The sequence below is a fragment of the Enterobacter sp. CC120223-11 genome (assembly GCF_900215375.1).
In the GTDB taxonomy this organism is placed as follows: domain Bacteria; phylum Pseudomonadota; class Gammaproteobacteria; order Enterobacterales; family Enterobacteriaceae; genus Scandinavium.
On record NZ_OBEF01000006.1, the window covers coordinates 1 to 18,624 of the forward strand.

Here is an 18,624-nt window from a genome sequence, read left to right on the forward strand (position 1 = left end):
CCCCCTCGCACCAAAGAGGGCAATATCACGATAAGATTTCTGTGCGAAGGTGGCGGAATTGGTAGACGCGCTAGCTTCAGGTGTTAGTGTCCTTAGGATGTGGGGGTTCGAGTCCCCCCCCTCGCACCAGCATTCTTATCTCCTCTCCCTGTATTCCTGCTATCCCATCAGCTTCAAATTCATCATCACCAGCATCATTCCACCGATCAAAGCAAACGCCGACGGCAGTAAAACAAAGTGCCTCAACTGACGATGCCAGATCATGATGCAGGAAAGCAGCAGACCTGAAGCAATCAGGCCTCGCCAGGTATCAGCCGACAGACCCGCAAAACCTAACCCGGCCAAAACAACGCCCGGAATCATTACGCCCCACCCACTGCCTAACGTTCGTTGCAACATGGTTTACGCTCTCAATTTGATAATGATAACCAATATCATATGATAATTTTTATCATTTGCAAGTTTGTGTCAGAAAACGCAGCCTCTCTTTACTTTCACGCTGATGACAGTGTTGCCGGAAGGTGATAAATTGTGCGAAAAATCCGAATAGATGAATGATCCTGATATATTCTCGCGATTCGTTCCCGCGTGAAATATGCCATTCCTGATGATTGTTTTTTCTCTGAGCACATAATAAATAACGATTTCCTGACATGACATCACAATCCTGGCGTGCCCTCCGCATAAAAAAATATCAATTCTCTTTGCGGCTGTTTTTATTTCTTAATTTAACTTCTTCACTGTTTTCCATGCTGAGCCCGGTGTATCACGTCGCCGCAATAACCTTACCGCTGGCATTGATAACCCTGACCAGCAGCGGATTACTGCTGGGCCATTGGGCCTGGACGGAGAAAAAAATCAATCTCCCCGTCATCTCCGTTCTGTTTGGTTGCTTGTGGGCCTGGCACGTTGCGATTAAATCGCCATTAATGCACCAGCCGCAATTTAACTATCTGGTTATCGCTTTATTAAGCGTACTCTTCGTGGGCGCAATTGCTTTTTCTAATAATATCATTGCCTTTACTTTTCATTCGTTGCCGGTGCTTATCACCTGCCTGGTGCTCGGTGACGGTGACCAGTGGCTGCGAATGGTTTACTGTTTCGCCCTGCCGGTGATCGGCATCGCCATCCAGAGCGTCATTCAGAAACGTAACGATAACTTCGCCCAGGGGTTGATGTATAAGCTGCTCGAGGAACGCCAGACGCTGACCGATCTCAGCATGCTCGATCCCCTCACGGGCCTCTATAACCGCCGTGGTTTGCAAAATCGGCTGGAGACATTGATGACGCTAGATACCAGCGATCATTATGTGCTGCTGCTCGATATCGATCACTTCAAGGCCTACAACGACCATTATGGCCATATGATGGGCGATCAGGCGCTGATTCAGGTCTCAGCGGCCATTCGAAATGCCGTTCGTTCGAGAGATATTGTGACCCGCTTCGGCGGTGAAGAATTTATGGTGCTGCTGACCTCGGCAACTGCCGAAGGCGCAATACAAACCGCTGAGCGCATTCGTCAGCGGGTTTACGACCTGAAAATTCCTCATATGTTTAACCACAGCGTAGCGACTAATGTCACCGTTAGCATCGGGCTTGCCCCGCTGGTCGACGAAGATATTGAAACCGCACTGTCACTCGCCGACAAGGCGCTCTATGAAGCTAAGCATCTGGGGCGCAATAACATTCTGACCAGCGCCGCGTTAGAGGATGCGTAACGCCAGGTTTTGAGCGGTAAAAAGCATGAAATGTGTTGCGATTGCTTCCGCCTGTGGCTAGGATTGGCAATCATTATCATTTAGATTTGTATCCCGTTCACATCCATGGCTTATCGTTCCGCACCGATTACTGAAGATCTTATCTGGCGAGCCCCGCTCTTCAGTGGCCAGCCTGTACTGGCGGAATCGCTGCGCAACAGCCTTGCGGAGCATCGCCCGCACCTGCTGGATTTCATTCATCTGGACGAGCCTCGCCCACATCACGCCATGACGCTGGCAGAGTGGTCCCGCAGCAGCGAACTGACGTCTCTGCTGGCACGCTATTCCAATCATATCTATCGTAATAAGCCTGAACAGCCTCGTGAGAATAAGCCGCTGCTCTCCCTTTGGGCACAGTGGTATATCGGTTTACAGGTGCCGCCGCTGATGCTGGCGCTGCTCACTGAAACGCGCGCGCTGAGTTTGTCACCTGAACATTTCCATGTGGAGTTTCATGAAACGGGCCGCGCCGCCAGTTTCTGGGTCGACGTCCTTCAGGATCACACCCTGACGCAGCACTCTTCCTTGCTAAGAATGGAAACCCTGGTCACGCAGCTGCTGATGCCTGTCATCGATGCGCTGGAAGCCACGGGTGAGATCAACGGCAAACTTATCTGGAGCAACACGGGCTACCTCATTAACTGGTATCTCGGTGAGATGAAGCCGCTGTTGGGGGACGAGCAAGTCAACGATTTGCGTCAGCACCTTTTCTTTGCCAGACAGTTCTCTGACGGGCGTGACAACCCTCTGTGGCGCACCGTTGTGCTCCGTGACGGCCTGCTGGTACGCCGCACCTGCTGCCAGCGCTATCGCCTGCCCGACGTACAGCAGTGCGGTGACTGCACGCTGAAATAACCGTCTGCCATAAGCAAAAAGCCCCGGTAACTTCACGCTACCGGGGCTTTTTCGTTTCAGAGCAAATTACGCTGCCTGTTCAGCCTCTTCGGCTGCACGCTGCGCTTCTTCCTGCTCCTGCGCCAACAGCTGCTTCTCATAGACTTTGAAGAACGGGAAGTAAATGACGGCAGAGACGCAGGCCAGCACCACCACCAGAATCACCGCGCGGAAATCCCAGCCCAGCGCCCAGGCTGCACCCACAGGCGCAGGCGCCGTCCACGGCACAACGGAAATAACGCGGCCAATCAGATCAAGCTTCATTGCCGCCCAGGCCAGGGTGGCATTGACCATCGGTGCCAGCAGGAACGGAATGAAGAAGACCGGGTTCATTACGATCGGCGTACCGAAAATAACAGGTTCGTTGATGTTGAAGATGCTCGGTACCACGCCCAGACGGCCGATGGAGCGCAGGTGCGCGGACTTACTGCGCAGGTAACAGAACACCAGGCCCATCGTCGCACCGGAACCGCCGATAACGATAAAGAAGGTCCAAAACGCTTCCATAAAGATGTGCGGCAGCGGAGCACCCTGCGCCAGCGCGGTCTGGTTCAGACCAAGGTTGGTCAGCCAGAACATCTGCAGCATACCGGAGACGATAGCCGCCCCGTGGATGCCTGCGAACCACAGCAGGTGACCAATCAGCACTGCCAGCAGAATGGCCGGCAGGGAGTCTGCGGCGGACACCAGCGGTTTAAAGATGGACATGATTGCCTGAGGGATAAGCATGTCGAACTGGCTCTGAATAAACAGGCTCAGCGGATAGAGCGTCAGCACCACGACCAGCACCGGGATCAGCAGGTCGAAGGAGTTTTTGATCATCGGTGGCACCTGATCCGGCAGGCGAATACCGATATTGCGCACTTTCAGGAAGCGCATCATTTCGACGCAGTACACGGCAACCAGAATGGCGGTGAAAATACCGGTTCCGCCGAGGCTGTGAACCGGCAGCGTGCCATCAGTCTTCGGCGCCGCAACCAGCAGGAACGCCATGATCGACAGCATAGAAGCCATAAACGGATCGAGCTGAGCGCTCTTTTCGTAATGCTTGCCGAGGTTATAGGCAATGGCGGCACAGATATAGATGGACATAATGCCCATGGTCATGTCGAACGGCGTCAGTATGCGGCCTTCAAACTGTTTCGCCATGTCCAGCCACGCGCGGGCGAAGCCCCAAGTGGTATCCGGCGAGAACGGCGGATAGGCAAAGACCAGCAGGAAGGAGCCGACAATCATAAATGGCATCGCGGAGATAAAGCCATCGCGGATTGCCATCACGTGGCGCTGGGACGAGATTCGCCCGGCAACAGGACTGACGTAGTTTTCTACAAAGCGGAATATCAGATTAAACGCAGCATGGTTAGCAGACATAACAGCTCTCCTGACGGGCTATAGACGTAAGCACAGCGACGGTTAGTGTGCCGTGATGTGCAATCCTGAACTGTGAGTTCACTACCACGCCGGGGGGTTGGCCCGATTTACAGCAGATAACATTACATTTCATACACGGCTCTTATTTTTTTTGGTGATACAGAGGAAGTTACGCTTGCAGTATGAATCGGCTTCAGTCGATCCTGCAACCGGTTACTGTAACCGGTTGCAGTGAATGTGAGGAGGATCGTGAAATCTATGAAATGAAGGGATTACGCATACTCTTATTTACAGCGTAATTCGCCTGTGCCAGATTGATTTGGTTTATGTCAGGAGAGAACAATGAGTCTGCAAAGCGTGCGGGAATTTTTCGCTGACCGTGCCCCCGATATTGAGATTATAGAGCTAAATCAGAGTACTGCGACCGTGGCACTGGCCGCAGCCGCCCATAACGTTGCCCCTGGGCAAATTGCCAAAACGCTCTCATTAAAGGTCAAAGAGGAAGTCATTCTGGTGGTCGCCAGAGGTGACGCCCGTCTGGACAATAAAAAGCTGAAGTCAGTGTTTGGCGCAAAAGCGCGGATGCTGAGCTGCGATGAAGTCGTCACCTGGACGGGTCATCCGGTCGGCGGCGTCTGCCCTTTCGGTCTTGAAAACCCACTCACAGTATACTGCGACGTCTCGCTACGGGGCTTTGATGAAGTCCTCCCCGCTGCGGGCGCTATTCACAGCGCGGTTCGCCTCTCCCCCAGCAGGCTTGCCGAACTGACTGACGCCACCTGGATTGACGTTTGCCTTTAGCCTCACTCCGCCGCCGGTAACGGCAGATAGCCCAATATATCTGCCGCATCAATCAGCCAGGCGTCACTTTTCACATCCAACTTTTTCATAAGATTAAATTTGTGCGCGCGAATGGTTTTGATATTGCGCGCCATTTTGGCCGCGATTTCAGGCGTGGAAAATCCCCTGCCAATATACTGAAGGATCTTGCGCTCGGTGGGACTCAGGCCATACCCGCTCCCAGGTTGTGCCAGAATCGGCTGGCGCTCCCAATTCATCAAAGCATGAATCTGTTCGCTAAGCTGTTCAATTGGCGTGGATTTACAGATGACGGCGTGCAGCGCCACAGGCAAAAGATGCCGGATGAAACGGGCTTGCCTCTCGTCATCCGCCAGCAGCACCCTTTTTGCATCAGGCAGTGTCCCTGCCAGACGGGACAGAAAATAAGCGCTTTGTTGGCGTGAATAACGGCTCCCTGCAATAGAATAGATGACAATATCGTATTGGGGATGCTCGCATTTCGAAAACCATGCCTTGTCGTTCGTGAAACATTTAAGCGTACAGGCCGCCTCCCCGGAGAGAGAAAGCAGGTGCTGTAAACCCAGCGTCGTCATGACACAACTCTCAACCACGGCAACACGCCTGTTATTGGCGTAGCTCTTCATATATCAGCCTCTCTCCATGGCGCAAGGTGACTCAGCGACTTCCCTCTGAACGCTGCCGCAGATACCGTTTCGTCGATCTTTTTTGGCAATATAGCGGACTTATAAAGATTGATTTAAACATTCCCGGAATATTTTCTGGAATGATTAAACACCTTGAAGAACATATTTTGAATTTTATTCAAAAAGCACTTAAAAATATAAAACCGAATAAAGCAGATAAATAACGGGAAAACCAGAAACAGATTAGCACAGCAAAAATATATATTTCAACAACCTGATATTCATTGCCACCGACGGGTCATCATTAAATAAAGATCATTGTTATATATTTCCTTTATTCATTTTTTCTCTGAATGTTTTTGGCGATACTTCGGCATAGCGACGGAAAAACCGCGAAAAGTAAGTGGCGTCGCTAAAGCCTAAATAATCAGAGAGTTGTGTTATCGACATGCTGGTATATTGCAAACTACGTCTTGCTTCAAGCATTAATCGGTGATGTAACACGCCCAACGCATTGCAGTTGTGAAATTCGCGACATAAATAATTTAACTGCGTCACGGAAATACCGACCTCGCGCGCATATTCAGACACGGAAAGATGTTCACGGTAATGCCCCTCAATGTGCCGGGCAAAGTGCTGCATCACCTTCCGCCTGCGCTCTGCGCGATCTTCCGTCAGAGAGGCGTCCTGACGCTGGCGATTCAGCCACACCAGTAATGCGCCAAGCATGGCATGAAGCATTAACTCACGGGCATCGTTGTCCTGCTGATACTCCTCAAGCAATGTGGCAAACAGCGTACGGATATGCGGCCGGGAATGCCTGACGCTGATGCAGCAAGGCTTGCTGAGCACGACAAGCTGACGGCCAAACTGGCTTTCAAACTGGCTCAGCAGCGGCAGGGCCAATGACAGCACGTAACCCTGAGTACCTGGAGAAAAACGAAATCCGTGAACGCACAGGGAAGGCACGACCTGAATACTCGCCTCCTTGATCACCTGCCGCTCGCCTTCAATCTCAATCTCCGCCTGCCCTTTGTGCAGATAGAGCAGCTGTACTAACTCCGCATGCTGATGTACGCGGATATGCCACTCGTAGAGGCTGCTGCGCTGATGGATGGATTCACAATGCAGCAGCTCCGGCGTCGGCCAGCCGCGCTGCTCGCCGTAAAGTTTGAAGACCGGGACCGGGCTGGGCTGCATCATGGTTTCTCCTGTTAAATGTCGGTCAGCGGACGGCCTCATACGGCAGGCCGACGTAGTTCTCAGCAATTGTCGTCAGGCCAGCCCGCGACCCCAGATAGTAGCGGCGATCGGCCTCCTGCATTTTTCGATCAAACGGACTCTTGTCGTGAAAATCATGCAGCAGATGCGTCATAAACCAGCTGAAGCGTTCGCCTTTCCACACCCGATTCAGCGCAAACGCGGAATAGCTGGCGAGTAAATCCTCTCGGCCGTGATGGTAGAACTGGCAAAGAATGCGCCATAAGTAGTTCACGTCAGACGCGGCAAGGTTGAGCCCTTTTGCCCCCGTTGGCGGCACGATATGCGCGGCATCACCCACCAGAAAAAGCCTGCCGTACTGCATTGGCTCGACCACGTAGCTGCGCAGCGGCGCAATGCTTTTCTCAAGTGAGTGACCAGTCACTAACTTACTTGCCAGCTCCGCAGGCAGGCGGCATTTCAACTCCTGCCAGAAGCGCTCATCCGTCCACGCGTCCACGCTCTCACTCAGCGGCACCTGCAGATAGTAGCGGCTTCGGGTTAGTGAGCGCTGACTACAAAGCACAAACCCGCGTTCGTGATGCGCATAAATCAACTCAGGATTCACAGGCGGCGTGTCGGATAACAACCCCAGCCAGCCAAACGGCCAGACGCTCTCATATTCACGAAGCACCGATTTCGGAATGCTTTGCCGCGAGACGCCATGAAACCCGTCGCACCCGGCAATGAAATCACACTCCAGCCGACAGCTTTCGCCGTCTTTAACAAACGTCACGGTGGGCTTATCCGTTTTCATGTCGTGCAGCTGAACGTCGCTGACGCCATAAATGATCGGTGCCCCGCTGCTGGCGCGGGCCTCCATCAAATCCCGCGTCACTTCCGTCTGGCCATAAACCATCACGCTTTTGCCTTCGGTCAGCTCACTCAGCGGCACCGGGATGCGCACGCCGTCAAACAGAAATTCCACGCCATGATGAACCAGGCCCTCAGCATCCATGCGCCGCGAAACGCCCGCCTGGCGCAGTAGATCGACGGTTCCGCTCTCCAGAATGCCCGCCCTGATGCGGCCCAGCACGTAGTCTGGCGTCTGGCGCTCAAGAATGACCGTCGCGATCCCGGCGTTATGCAGCAGCTGGCCCAACAGCAGGCCCGATGGCCCCGCCCCAATAATCGCAACCTGTGTTTTCATGGCATCGCTCCGCGTGGTTAATTATTTGTTTATTTTTTGTATCAATAAAGTGTCTTATTGCATTTTTGATAAGCCAGCAGGGAAAAAGAAGGGCATAAATCGCGCAAAACCTGCACTTTTCAACAAACTTGCAAAAGTGTGGCGCAGTTCAAAAAACGCTCACAGACGGCCGGAGGTTTGCAGATTGTTTGATCTCGCCGGGCCATAGCCCACGTGGGCTTCAGGTAAAACCAGAGATCAGGCCTGACGTTGAGTGAACAAGACCCGCAGTTATGGAAGCCGATCGCACCGAGCAAAGAAAAGTCACAAGGTTATGCATTCAGTGCGCGCTGCTGCTGTTACAGCACGGCGCAGAAAGCGCACTGGTAGAAGAGCTCTCCACGCGCCTGGGGCTGGCGCTGGGTATGGACAGCGTGGAAAGCGCCATCTCCTCCAACGCCATCGTGTTGACCACGCTTGTAAACGGCGAATGCCTCACGTCGACCCGTAAAAACAACGACCGTGGTATCAACATGCACGTGGTGACTGAGGTGCAGCACATCGTCATCATGGTGGAGCATAAGCTGCTCGACGCCCGGGACGTTGAAAAACGCTTCTCGCAAATCAAACCGCTGCGCTACCCGCGCTGGCTGGTGGTGACCATGGTCGGCCTCTCCTGCGCCTGCTTCTGCAAGCTCAATAAGGGCGGCTGGGACGGGGCATTTATCACTTTCTGCGCCAGCACGCTCGCCATGTACATTCGCCAGGTGCTGACCCACCGCTCCATGCATCCACAAATCAACTTCTGCATCACCGCTTTTGTGGCGACGACCGTTTCCGGGCTGATGCTGCGCCTGCCGCTTTTCCAGCAAACTTCCACGGTGGCGATGGCCGCCAGCGTGCTGCTGCTGGTGCCAGGTTTTCCGCTGATCAACGCCGTCGCCGACATGTTTAAAGGGCACATCAATACCGGGCTTGCCCGCTGGGCCATCGCCAGCCTGCTGACGCTCGCCACCTGTATCGGCGTGGTGATGGCAATGACGCTGTGGGGGCTGCGCGGATGGGTATAGTCGATTTTGTGCTGGCGCTGATGCAGGACATGCTGCTGTCCGCCATTCCCGCCGTGGGGTTTGCGATGGTCTTTAACGTGCCGCACAGAGCGCTTGCCTGGTGTGCGCTGCTGGGCGCTATTGGCCACGGTTCCAGAATGATCTTTATGCAAACGGGCATGAACATTGAGTGGGCGACGTTTATTGCCTCAATGCTGGTCGGCTGCATCGGTATTCAGTGGTCGCGCTGGTATCTGGCGCATCCCAAAATTTTTACCGTCGCAGCGGTGATACCTATGTTCCCCGGCATTTCAGCCTATACAGCGATGATCTCCGCCGTAAAAATCAGCCACTTTGGCTACAGCACTGAGCTGATGGTCATGCTGCTGGAGAACTTCCTCAAAGCCACGTCGATTGTCGGCGCGCTCTCTGTGGGGTTGTCTATTCCGGGGCTGTGGCTGTATCGAAAACGCCCTCGCGTGTAAGCAGGCGACCCTGGACTCTCCTCGCAGGCACGGGTCTGTGCTACTATCAGCCCATAGTGTGCCTGTCGTTGTCCTGTTTGAGTAATAACCATGTCTTCCAGAATTCTGACCTCCAGCGTTATCGGGATTGATGCCTTTCTGCACGATCCTGACGGCGTGTTAAACAATGCCGAAAGCGGTGCCGTCGCGGTGTTTGCCAATAACGCCCCGGCGTTTTATGCCATCTCGCCCGCACGCCTGGAGCAGCTGCTGGCGCTGGAAGCTCGCCTGTCTCGTCCGGGCAGCGACGTCACCCTCGACGGTCAGTTTTTTGATGAGCCCGTCAATGCGCCGGTGGCGGTGCCGATGGGCAAATTCGCCATGTATGCCGACTGGCAGCCGGATGCCGATTTCCAGCGCATGGCCGCGCTGTGGGGCATCGCCCTCACGCAGCCCGTCACGCCGGAGGAGCTCGCTTCCTTTACCGCCTACTGGCAGGCAGAAGGCAAAGTGTTCCACCACGTACAGTGGCAGCAGAAGCTGGCGCGCAGCCTGCAAATTGGTCGGGCGGGCAACGGCGGACAGCCAAGGCGCAATCTCAACACGCTCTCTGAGCCAGACAACCAAATTCCTCCGGGCTTTCGAGGTTAACGATGAAAAATGTTGGCGATTTAATGCAGCGCCTGCAAAAAATGATGCCGAAACACATCGAACCGGCATTCAAAACGGGCGAAGAGCTGCTGGCCTGGCAAAAAGAGCAAGGGAAGTTGCGCTCTGAGGCGCTGGAGCGTGAAAACCGGGCGATGAAGATGCAGCGCACTTTCAACCGCTCCGGCATTCGCCCGCTGCATCAGAACTGCTCTTTTGATAACTATCGCGTCGAGAGCGACGGGCAGATGAATGCCCTGTCGAAGGCCCGTCAGTATGTCGATGAATTCGATGGCAATATCGCCAGCTTCATCTTCTCCGGCAAGCCCGGCACCGGGAAGAATCACCTTGCTGCCGCCATCTGTAACGAGCTGCTGCTGCGTGGCAAATCGGTGCTGATCATCACCGTCGCCGACATCATGTCCGCCATGAAGGACACCTTCAATAACCGGGAAACCACCGAAGAGCAGCTGCTGAACGATCTGAGTAACGTCGATCTGCTGGTGATCGATGAGATTGGCGTGCAGACCGAATCCCGCTACGAAAAAGTGATCATCAACCAGATTGTCGACAGGCGTTCGTCTTCCAAACGCCCGACCGGCATGCTCACCAACAGCAACATGGATGACATGAACAAGCTGCTGGGCGAACGCGTGATGGACAGAATGCGCCTTGGCAACAGCCTGTGGGTGATTTTCAACTGGGACAGCTACCGCAGCCGCGTCACCGGCAAAGAGTATTAAGAATCATCTGAGCCCGGGCGGGGGTATACTGGCCGGGTTTCCGTTCAACCAGGTCAATCTTATGAAACTTGCCAAACGTCTGCTTTGCACTGCCGCGCTCTCCAGCGCTCTGCTCTCCGCCAGCACCTTTGCCATCTCCCTGAGCGACACGCTTTCCAGCGCCGCCAGCGAGTTGAGCGGTTCAGGCTCCTCGTCTTCCACGTCAGGCAGCATGTCTATGTCTTCGCTGACCAGCCTGCTTAACGGCGGCAGCAAAGGGCTGAGCGCCGACAACATGAACAACGCCGCGGGTATTCTCAGCTACTGCGCCAAACAGAAGCTCACCTCGGTGACCAACGCCGACAACGTGAAGAATCAGGTTCTCGATAAGCTCGGCCTGAACACCGCGACGGAGCAAAAAGCAGACACCAACTACATGGACGGCATCCAGGGCCTGCTCAACGCCCAGAATGGCCAGCAGCTGAACCTGAGTGCATTAGGCGACACCTCTTTAGGAAAACAAGTCAAAACCAAGGCTTGCGATTTGGTGCTCAAGCAAGGCGTTAATTTCCTCTCCTGACAGCCGACAAACACCCGCGCACCCTGGCCGTGAGCGGGTCAAAAATCATCCACTTCTGATACAAATCTGAAACACAGCACACTTTAATGACGCTACAATTGCAGCAATATTGCACTGCAATTACAGTGTACGGTCGAAATTTAAGTATCTGGTCATCGGATGACCAGGCTGACTGAGGATGTGCTGTGTCTGAGCTTGTCTCTATTGCTCTGTTTCTCGCTTCTGTCGTAATTTACGCATGGAAAGCGGGGCGAAATACCTGGTGGTTTGCCTCCACCCTGACGGTGCTTGGCCTTTTTGTGGTCCTGAACCTGACCCTCTACGCAAGTGATTACTTCACCGGTGACGGCATCAACGACGCCGTGCTCTATACGCTCACCAACAGCCTGACCGGCGCGGGCATCGGCAAATACATCCTGCCCGGCGTTGGCCTGGTGTTAGCGCTGGTGCTGGTATTCGGCGGGCTCGGCTGGGTACTGCGCCGCCGCCGTCAACACCCTTATCACCTCGGCTACAGCGTGCTGGCCCTCGGGCTTGCGCTGGCCTCCGTGGATGCTAGCCCGGCGTTTCGCCAGATTACCGAGCTGGTGAAATCCCAGTCCCGCGACGGCGATCCGGATTTTGCGGCTTATTACAAAGAGCCGTCGAAAACCATTCCGAATCCTAAACTGAACCTGGTTTATATCTACGGTGAAAGCCTGGAGCGCACCTATTTCGACAACGATGCCTTCCCGGACCTGGCGCCTGAACTAAGCAGGCAGAAAAACGACAGCATCGATTTCAGCCATACAATGCAGCTGCCGGGCACCGACTACACCATCGCGGGCATGGTTGCCTCGCAGTGCGGCATTCCGCTGTTTGCGCCGTTTGAAGGCAACGCCTCCGCCTCGGTATCAAGCTTCTTCCCGCAGAATATCTGCCTCGGCGATATCCTGAAAAACTCCGGCTATCAGAACTACTTTGTGCAGGGCGCCAACCTGCGCTTCGCCGGGAAGGACGTCTTCCTGCAATCTCACGGGTTCGATCATCTCTATGGTGCCGAAGAGCTGAAAACCACGGTCGCCGACCCGAGCTACCGCAATGACTGGGGCTTCTACGACGACACCGTGCTCGATGAAGTGTGGAAAAAGTACCAGCAGCTGTCGGAATCAGGCCAGCGCTTCTCGCTGTTTACCCTGACCGTCGACACCCATCACCCGGACGGCTTTATTTCCCGCACCTGCGATCGGAAAAAGTATGAGATTGGCGGCAAAACCAATCAGTCATTCAGCGCGGTCAGCTGTTCTCAGGAGCACATCGCGGCGCTGATTGAGAAGATCAAAGCCTCGCCATACTTTAAAAACACAGTGATCGTGGTCTCGTCCGATCACCTGGCGATGAAAAACACCGCCTGGGATTACCTCAACAAGCAGGATCGCAACAACCTGTTCTTCGTCATCCGCGGCGATAAGCCACAGCAGGAAGTGATGGCCGTGAAGCGCAGCACCATGGATAACGGCGCGACCGTGCTCGATATTCTCGGCGGCGATAACTACATTGGCCTGGGCCGCAGCAGCCTCTCCGGCCAGTCGCTGGCGGAAGTGTTCCTCAACATGAAGGAGAAAGTGCTGGCCTGGAAGCCGGACATTATTCGCCTGTGGAACTTCCCGAAAGCCATCAAGGATTACACCATCGACGAGCAGAAAGGGATGATTGCCTTCTCCGGCTCGCACTTCCGCCTGCCGCTGCTGCTGCGGGTGTCCGACAACCGCGTGGAGCCACTGCCGGAAAGCGAATACTCCGCCCCGCTGCGCTATCAGCTGGCCGACTTCGCCCCGCGCGACAACTTCATGTGGATTGACCGCTGCTACAAGATGGGCCAGCTGTGGGCACCGGCGTTCGCGCTCTCTACCGACTGGTGCGTTTCCCAGGGCCAGCTTGGCGGCGAGCAAACCGTGCAGCACGTCGATAAAGCCCAGTGGAAAGGCAAGGCCGCGTTCAAGGACACGGTAATCGATATGGAGCGTTACAAAGGCAACGTGGACACGCTGAAAATTGTCGATAACGAAATTCGCTACAAAGCGGACAGCTTTGTCTTTAACGTGGCGGGCGCGCCGGAAGAGGTTAAAACGTTCAGCGGTATTTCACGCCCGGAAAATTGGGGCCGCTGGTCGAACGCGCAGCTTGGCAACGAGGTGAAGATTGAATACAAAGAGCCGCTGCCGCCGAAGTTCGATCTTGTGATTACGGCCAAAGCTTTTGGTCCGAACGCCAACAAGCCTATCCCGGTTCGCGTTGGTGACAGCGAGCAGACGCTGACGCTCGGTAATGACGTCACCACCACCACGCTGCATTTCAACAACCCAACGGGCAGCAACCTGCTGACCATTGCACCGCCGGATCCGCAAACCACCAACGAGGGCAACATTCTCGGCCACTCGCCGCGCCAGTTGGGGATTGGGATGGTGGAAATCAGAGTGGTGAAATCGGAAGGGTAATCCCAGGGGAGCACAGGCTCCCCTTTCTTTTGGCAGAACACATGAAACCGATCATTATTCGCCCCACACAAACTGCCGACGTGCCTTTGCTGCCTGCGATTGAACGCGCTGCGGCGCAGGCTTTTCTCGTTCTTCCCGAGCAGGCCTGGCTGGCTGAGGGTGACGTTATCAGTGAGGAAGAACACCGTCAGTTCCTGAGCACAGGAAAGAGTGTCATTGCGCTGGAGGGTACGGTTCCCGTTGGCTTTTTACTGGCGGAACGGCTGGATAACGCACTCTATATCGCAGAGCTCTCTGTCGCTCAGCATGCGCAAAATCAGGGTATTGGCCGCCAGCTCATCCATTTTCTGGCAGAGCGAGCGCGTGATGAAGGTTACCCGGCACTGACGCTGACCACCTTCAAAAGGGTGCCGTGGAATGCGCCTTTTTATGCCCGTCTGGGATTTGAGAACATTGAGGAAACTCAGCTCACACCAGGTTTACGGCAGAAGCTGGAAAATGAAGCAGCGCATGGGCTGCAGCGAGAAACTCGCTGCGCCATGCGCAAGATTTTATAACGTCTTTGCCAGGCGGCACTTCGTTTGCGCGGGCCTACAAAACCTGTAGGCCCGGTAAGCGCCAGCGCCAACGGGCATTTCTCTGTCAGAACGTTTCCCAGTTATCACCGCTTTCGGTGGCCACTGCTTTACGTAGCGTCGGTGCCGGAGTGTTGGTCTTCCCCGCAGCGGCTTCACGCTTTGCCGCCAGCTGAGACTGCTGAATGCGGAACACCGCCACCGCCTGAGTCAGACGGCTCGCCTGCTCTTCCAGCGCCGCCGCCGCTGAAGCGGATTCTTCCACCAGCGAGGCGTTCTGCTGCGTCACGCGATCCATTTCCGCCACCGCCAGGCCCACCTGGTCGATGCCACGGCTCTGCTCGTCAGACGCGGAGGCGATTTCGCCCATGATATCGGTCACGCGGGTGACCGCATTCACGATCTCTTCCATGGTTTCACCGGCGCTTTCAACCAGCGTGGAGCCCAGTTCAACACGGCTCACCGAGTCTTCAATCAGGCTTTTGATCTCACGGGCGGCCTGGGCGCTACGCTGGGCAAGGTTGCGAACTTCTCCTGCCACCACTGCAAAACCACGGCCCTGCTCACCGGCACGCGCCGCTTCCACCGCGGCGTTCAGCGCCAGGATGTTAGTCTGGAAGGCAATGCCGTCGATCACGCTGATAATATCGGCAATCTTCTGCGAACTACCCGCGATGTCGCGCATGGTCTGCACCACGTTATCCACCACTTTACCGCCCTTCTGCGCGGTTTCAGAGGCGCTCAGCGCCAAATGGCTCGCCTGACGAGCGTTTTCGGCGTTCTGTTTCACCGTCGCCGTCAGCTCTTCCATACTCGCCGCCGTCTCTTCCAGGGAAGCGGCCTGCTGTTCGGTGCGTGAGGAAAGGTCGTTGTTGCCCATCGCGATTTCGCTGGCGCCGCTGTAGATAGCATCCGCGCCGTTGCGTACTTCGCCCACGGTGCGGACCAGTTCACCCTGCATATGACGCAGAGAGTCTGCCAGCTGCCCTATCTCATTGCTGCCATCAACGTCGATCGGTTTCAGCAGATCGCCCCCGGCAATATGACGAATGCTGTCGATCACCCGCGTCAGCGGCTGGATCAGCGTTTTGTGGATCCCCACCCAGACGCCGACGATCACCACCAGCACCGCAATCAGCACAGAGATCAGCACCCAGATAGCCTGGTTATAGGAGCTGCTATTGTCTTCCACGGCAATCTCATACAGATGATCGTTTTGCTGGAAGTAGCTGACGTAGGCTTTCTCAAACCCGTCCTGATAGCCCTGGGTTGGCTGATCGAAGAAGTCGTTGATTTTGCCTGCGCCGAGCAGCTGAATCAGCTCCGCCAGCGCGCCATGATAGATGTCGTAGTTGCGTTTGATCTCAAGCGCTGCGGCCTCGCTCTGGCGCGGATCGCGTGGCAGGGCTTCATACTCGGCCCAGCGCTTTTCCGCATCGTTCAGGGAGGTGGTGGCGATCTGCATCAGATCCTTCACCGTGGCACCGCTGCCGATATTGTTCTGATCCATCATGTAGCGGATCCCGGCGCGGTTTAAAGTGTTGCGGGTCTGAAGCAGCGAAACCCAGCTGCCGTTGAGGGTGGACTGCTGCTGGCGGATGGTTTGCAGGACGGTGAAGTTCTCTTTGTCGTGCTTCAGCGCGTTAAAGAACAGGCCGCCGGATGTCAGTTGTAAAAGGCCAAAAAGGACCAAAACCAGCACGAGGCTGGTGACAATTTTAATACGGTTTAGCATTTTTTCTCTTTCCTGAGCGAAGGTCTTTGGTTGATCGGCCTGGAAAGAAAAAACTTTAAAGAAAATCCTGTTGCATAAGGCGAAGTGGCACTTAGAATCCTCTGCTTAATGCAGACTCACTCCGTACTCCTCAGTGTGATATCCGTCACATTTATTTATTATTCAGTCGGTTACCCAAACCGCTTACCCACGCAGATGACCGCTTAACCCCCGATACAACCGCTCACTGATTTTCCGCCCGCGACGCGCGCATAGCTCTGGCAACATAGCCCCCAGCATCAATACCTCCAGCCGTTCCAATACTTTACTCATTCTTATAAACGCCAGGTTTTTAACTATGGATATGAAGAAACTTCTCAAGCATGTGCCGTGGGCCATTATCGGGATCATCGGGGCATTCTGCCTGTCGGTGGTCGCCCTGCGCCGCGGTGAACACGTCAGCGCCCTTTGGATCGTGGTCGCCTCCGTCTCGGTCTATCTGGTGGCTTACCGCTACTACAGTCTCTACATCGCCCAGAAGGTGATGAAGCTCGATGAAACCCGCGCCACGCCAGCGGTGATCAACAACGATGGCCTGAACTACGTGCCAACCAACCGCTACGTGCTGTTCGGCCACCACTTCGCCGCTATCGCAGGCGCTGGCCCGTTGGTTGGCCCTGTGCTTGCCGCACAAATGGGTTACCTGCCAGGCACCCTGTGGCTGCTGGCGGGCGTGGTACTCGCTGGTGCGGTGCAGGACTTTATGGTGCTGTTTATCTCCTCGCGCCGTAACGGTTCGTCGCTTGGCGAAATGGTGAAAGAGGAAATGGGCCGCGTGCCGGGCTCCATCGCCCTGTTCGGCTGCTTCCTGATTATGATCATCATCCTCGCGGTACTGGCGCTGATCGTGGTGAAAGCCCTGGCCGAAAGCCCGTGGGGCGTGTTCACCGTCTGCTCCACCGTGCCGATTGCGCTGTTCATGGGCATCTACATGCGCTTTATCCGCCCGGGCCGCGTGGGTGAAGTGTCGGTGATTGGCATCGTGCTGTTGGTGGCCTCCATTTACTTTGGCGGCGTGATTGCCCACGACCCGTACTGGGGCCCGGCGCTGACCTTTAAAGACACCACCATCACCTTCGCGCTGATTGGCTACGCGTTTGTTTCCGCGCTGCTGCCGGTGTGGCTGATTCTGGCCCCGCGTGACTACCTCGCAACCTTCCTGAAAATCGGCGTGATCGTCGGCCTGGCGCTGGGGATCGTTATCCTCAACCCTGAGCTGAAAATGCCTGCGGTTACGCAGTACATCGACGGCACCGGCCCGCTGTGGAAGGGCGCGATGTTCCCGTTCCTGTTTATCACCATCGCCTGTGGTGCGGTCTCTGGTTTCCATGCGCTGATCTCCTCCGGCACCACGCCGAAGCTGCTGGCGAATGAGAAAGACGCCCGCCTGATTGGTTACGGCGCGATGCTGATGGAGTCCTTCGTGGCGATCATGGCGCTGGTGGCCGCGTCCATTATCGAGCCAGGCCTCTACTTCGCGATGAACACCCCGCCTGCGGGCCTCGGCATCACCATGCCAAACCTGCATGAGATGGGCGGTGAGAATGCCGCGCTGATCATGGCGCAGCTGAAAGACGCAAGCATTCACGCGGCGGCAACCGTCAGCTCCTGGGGCTTCGTGATTTCGCCTGAGCAAATCATGCAGACCGCCAAAGACATCGGCGAACCGTCCGTGCTGAACCGCGCCGGTGGCGCACCAACGCTTGCGGTAGGTATCGCGCACGTGTTCCATAAAGTGCTGCCGTGGGCGGACATGGGCTTCTGGTACCACTTCGGTATTCTGTTCGAAGCGCTGTTTATTCTCACCGCGCTGGATGCAGGTACCCGTGCGGGCCGCTTTATGCTCCAGGATCTGCTCGGTAACTTTGTACCGTTCCTGAAAAAAACCGACTCTCTGGTGGCGGGCATTCTGGGCACCGCGGGCTGCGTAGGTCTGTGGGGTTACCTGCTGTATCAGGGCGTGGTTGATCCGCTCGGCGGCGTGAAGAGCCTGTGGCCACTGTTCGGTATCTCTAACCAGATGCTGGCCGCCGTGGCGCTGGTGCTCGGCACCGTTGTACTGATTAAAATGAAGCGCACCAAATACATCTGGGTGACCGTCGTTCCTGCCCTGTGGCTGCTGCTCTGCACCACCTGGGCGCTGGGCCTCAAGCTGTTCAGCACCAATCCGCAGCTGGAAGGCTTCTTCTTTATGGCGAACCAGTACAAAGAGAAGATTGCCAACGGCAGCGCAGACCTGACCGCGCAGCAGATTGCCAACATGAACCATATCGTGGTGAACAACTACACCAACGCGGGTCTGAGCATCCTGTTCCTGGTGGTGGTGTACAGCATCATCTTCTACGGCATTAAAACCTGGATGAAAGTGCGTAACGCCGAAGGCCGTACCGACAAAGAGACGCCGTATGTGCCGGTACCTGAAGGTGGCGTGAAGACTTCTTCACATCATTAATCGTCAATCCCCTCTCCCCGTCCCTCT

17 protein-coding genes and 1 tRNA gene are annotated in these 18,624 nt (G+C 55.4%); 12 read left to right on the plus strand and 6 right to left on the minus strand.

Annotation, left to right across the window (positions count from 1 at the left end; genetic code table 11):
• The first annotated feature begins 43 nt into the window (after nucleotides 1-43).
• A tRNA-Leu gene (locus CRO87_RS08580) sits at nucleotides 44-129 on the plus strand.
• A 30-nt stretch (nucleotides 130-159) separates the two neighbouring features.
• Here the strand turns inward: CRO87_RS08580 and CRO87_RS08585 are convergent.
• Nucleotides 160-399 carry a DUF1435 domain-containing protein gene (locus tag CRO87_RS08585; RefSeq protein WP_097162519.1) on the minus strand — a complete coding sequence of 80 codons (240 nt, stop codon included), beginning with the start codon at nucleotides 397-399 and terminating at the stop codon, nucleotides 160-162.
• Nucleotides 400-653: 254 nt separating this feature from the next.
• On the opposite strand from CRO87_RS08585, the gene CRO87_RS08590 reads away from it, so the two are divergent.
• Both CRO87_RS08590 and fhuF read left to right on the plus strand, forming a co-directional pair.
• Nucleotides 654-1,718, plus strand: a complete 1,065-nt coding sequence (locus tag CRO87_RS08590; protein WP_097162520.1) for a GGDEF domain-containing protein — start codon at nucleotides 654-656, stop codon at nucleotides 1,716-1,718.
• A 105-nt stretch (nucleotides 1,719-1,823) separates the two neighbouring features.
• The gene (gene fhuF, locus CRO87_RS08595) at nucleotides 1,824-2,612 is read left to right on the plus strand and encodes a siderophore-iron reductase FhuF (RefSeq protein ID WP_097162521.1); all 789 of its coding nucleotides are present in this window, start codon (nucleotides 1,824-1,826) and stop codon (nucleotides 2,610-2,612) included.
• Nucleotides 2,613-2,678: 66 nt separating this feature from the next.
• On the opposite strand, the gene CRO87_RS08600 is transcribed toward fhuF, so the two are convergent.
• The gene (locus CRO87_RS08600; RefSeq protein ID WP_097162522.1) at nucleotides 2,679-4,022 is read right to left on the minus strand and encodes a PTS sugar transporter subunit IIC; all 1,344 of its coding nucleotides are present in this window, start codon (nucleotides 4,020-4,022) and stop codon (nucleotides 2,679-2,681) included.
• A 342-nt stretch (nucleotides 4,023-4,364) separates the two neighbouring features.
• Between CRO87_RS08600 and CRO87_RS08605 the strand changes: the two genes are divergently transcribed.
• On the plus strand, nucleotides 4,365-4,823 hold the full coding sequence (locus tag CRO87_RS08605; RefSeq protein WP_097162523.1) for a YbaK/EbsC family protein: 459 nt from the start codon (nucleotides 4,365-4,367) through the stop codon (nucleotides 4,821-4,823).
• Nucleotides 4,824-4,825: 2 nt separating this feature from the next.
• Here CRO87_RS08605 and CRO87_RS08610 read toward each other — a convergent pair whose 3' ends face one another.
• The 3 genes from CRO87_RS08610 to pobA form a co-directional block, all read right to left on the minus strand.
• A complete protein-coding gene (locus CRO87_RS08610) occupies nucleotides 4,826-5,467 on the minus strand; it encodes a LuxR C-terminal-related transcriptional regulator (protein ID WP_097162524.1) in 642 nt (213 codons plus the stop codon).
• Nucleotides 5,468-5,788: 321 nt separating this feature from the next.
• The gene (locus tag CRO87_RS08615) at nucleotides 5,789-6,670 is read right to left on the minus strand and encodes a helix-turn-helix domain-containing protein (RefSeq protein WP_097162525.1); all 882 of its coding nucleotides are present in this window, start codon (nucleotides 6,668-6,670) and stop codon (nucleotides 5,789-5,791) included.
• 22 nt (nucleotides 6,671-6,692) lie between these two features.
• Nucleotides 6,693-7,877, minus strand: a complete 1,185-nt coding sequence (gene pobA / locus CRO87_RS08620) for a 4-hydroxybenzoate 3-monooxygenase (RefSeq protein WP_097162526.1) — start codon at nucleotides 7,875-7,877, stop codon at nucleotides 6,693-6,695.
• A 272-nt stretch (nucleotides 7,878-8,149) separates the two neighbouring features.
• On the opposite strand from pobA, the gene CRO87_RS08625 reads away from it, so the two are divergent.
• The 7 genes from CRO87_RS08625 (at nucleotide 8,150) to CRO87_RS08655 (ending at nucleotide 14,353) form a co-directional block, all read left to right on the plus strand.
• The gene (locus CRO87_RS08625) at nucleotides 8,150-8,926 is read left to right on the plus strand and encodes a threonine/serine exporter ThrE family protein (RefSeq protein ID WP_097162527.1); all 777 of its coding nucleotides are present in this window, start codon (nucleotides 8,150-8,152) and stop codon (nucleotides 8,924-8,926) included.
• Entirely contained in the window at nucleotides 8,917-9,390 is a 474-nt protein-coding gene (locus CRO87_RS08630) for a threonine/serine exporter (protein WP_097162528.1), read from the plus strand. Before CRO87_RS08625 ends, CRO87_RS08630 begins: the two co-directional genes overlap by 10 nt.
• Nucleotides 9,391-9,480: 90 nt before the next feature.
• Complete coding sequence (gene dnaT, locus CRO87_RS08635; RefSeq protein ID WP_097162529.1) at nucleotides 9,481-10,020, plus strand: primosomal protein DnaT; 540 nt, start codon at nucleotides 9,481-9,483, stop codon at nucleotides 10,018-10,020.
• Nucleotides 10,021-10,022: 2 nt separating this feature from the next.
• Nucleotides 10,023-10,760, plus strand: coding sequence for a DNA replication protein DnaC (gene dnaC / locus CRO87_RS08640; protein WP_097162530.1), 738 nt, complete (start codon nucleotides 10,023-10,025; stop codon nucleotides 10,758-10,760).
• Between the two features lie 61 nt (nucleotides 10,761-10,821).
• Nucleotides 10,822-11,319: a DUF2501 domain-containing protein gene (locus tag CRO87_RS08645; protein WP_097162531.1), complete on the plus strand. Its 498-nt coding sequence runs from the start codon at nucleotides 10,822-10,824 to the stop codon at nucleotides 11,317-11,319.
• A gap of 185 nt (nucleotides 11,320-11,504) precedes the next feature.
• Entirely contained in the window at nucleotides 11,505-13,796 is a 2,292-nt protein-coding gene (gene opgB / locus CRO87_RS08650; protein ID WP_097162532.1) for a phosphatidylglycerol--membrane-oligosaccharide glycerophosphotransferase, read from the plus strand.
• Nucleotides 13,797-13,837: 41 nt separating this feature from the next.
• The gene (locus CRO87_RS08655; protein WP_097162533.1) at nucleotides 13,838-14,353 is read left to right on the plus strand and encodes a GNAT family N-acetyltransferase; all 516 of its coding nucleotides are present in this window, start codon (nucleotides 13,838-13,840) and stop codon (nucleotides 14,351-14,353) included.
• Between the two features lie 85 nt (nucleotides 14,354-14,438).
• On the opposite strand, the gene tsr is transcribed toward CRO87_RS08655, so the two are convergent.
• Entirely contained in the window at nucleotides 14,439-16,106 is a 1,668-nt protein-coding gene (gene tsr, locus CRO87_RS08660; RefSeq protein ID WP_097162534.1) for a methyl-accepting chemotaxis protein, read from the minus strand.
• Nucleotides 16,107-16,443: 337 nt separating this feature from the next.
• Between tsr and CRO87_RS08665 the strand changes: the two genes are divergently transcribed.
• Nucleotides 16,444-18,597, plus strand: coding sequence for a carbon starvation CstA family protein (locus CRO87_RS08665; RefSeq protein WP_097162535.1), 2,154 nt, complete (start codon nucleotides 16,444-16,446; stop codon nucleotides 18,595-18,597).
• Nucleotides 18,598-18,624: the final 27 nt, after the last annotated feature.

What these genes read in the sequence shown, in the direction of transcription:
- CRO87_RS08585 (WP_097162519.1), bottom strand. Translation starts at nt 399, where the DNA reads ATGTTGCAACGAACGTTAGGCAGTGGGTGGGGCGTAATGATTCCGGGC.
- CRO87_RS08590 (WP_097162520.1), top strand. Translation starts at nt 654, where the DNA reads ATGACATCACAATCCTGGCGTGCCCTCCGCATAAAAAAATATCAATTC.
- fhuF (WP_097162521.1), top strand. Translation starts at nt 1,824, where the DNA reads ATGGCTTATCGTTCCGCACCGATTACTGAAGATCTTATCTGGCGAGCC.
- CRO87_RS08600 (WP_097162522.1), bottom strand. Translation starts at nt 4,022, where the DNA reads ATGTCTGCTAACCATGCTGCGTTTAATCTGATATTCCGCTTTGTAGAA.
- CRO87_RS08605 (WP_097162523.1), top strand. Translation starts at nt 4,365, where the DNA reads ATGAGTCTGCAAAGCGTGCGGGAATTTTTCGCTGACCGTGCCCCCGAT.
- CRO87_RS08610 (WP_097162524.1), bottom strand. Translation starts at nt 5,467, where the DNA reads ATGAAGAGCTACGCCAATAACAGGCGTGTTGCCGTGGTTGAGAGTTGT.
- CRO87_RS08615 (WP_097162525.1), bottom strand. Translation starts at nt 6,670, where the DNA reads ATGATGCAGCCCAGCCCGGTCCCGGTCTTCAAACTTTACGGCGAGCAG.
- pobA (WP_097162526.1), bottom strand. Translation starts at nt 7,877, where the DNA reads ATGAAAACACAGGTTGCGATTATTGGGGCGGGGCCATCGGGCCTGCTG.
- CRO87_RS08625 (WP_097162527.1), top strand. Translation starts at nt 8,150, where the DNA reads ATGGAAGCCGATCGCACCGAGCAAAGAAAAGTCACAAGGTTATGCATT.
- CRO87_RS08630 (WP_097162528.1), top strand. Translation starts at nt 8,917, where the DNA reads ATGGGTATAGTCGATTTTGTGCTGGCGCTGATGCAGGACATGCTGCTG.
- dnaT (WP_097162529.1), top strand. Translation starts at nt 9,481, where the DNA reads ATGTCTTCCAGAATTCTGACCTCCAGCGTTATCGGGATTGATGCCTTT.
- dnaC (WP_097162530.1), top strand. Translation starts at nt 10,023, where the DNA reads ATGAAAAATGTTGGCGATTTAATGCAGCGCCTGCAAAAAATGATGCCG.
- CRO87_RS08645 (WP_097162531.1), top strand. Translation starts at nt 10,822, where the DNA reads ATGAAACTTGCCAAACGTCTGCTTTGCACTGCCGCGCTCTCCAGCGCT.
- CRO87_RS08655 (WP_097162533.1), top strand. Translation starts at nt 13,838, where the DNA reads ATGAAACCGATCATTATTCGCCCCACACAAACTGCCGACGTGCCTTTG.
- tsr (WP_097162534.1), bottom strand. Translation starts at nt 16,106, where the DNA reads ATGCTAAACCGTATTAAAATTGTCACCAGCCTCGTGCTGGTTTTGGTC.
- CRO87_RS08665 (WP_097162535.1), top strand. Translation starts at nt 16,444, where the DNA reads ATGGATATGAAGAAACTTCTCAAGCATGTGCCGTGGGCCATTATCGGG.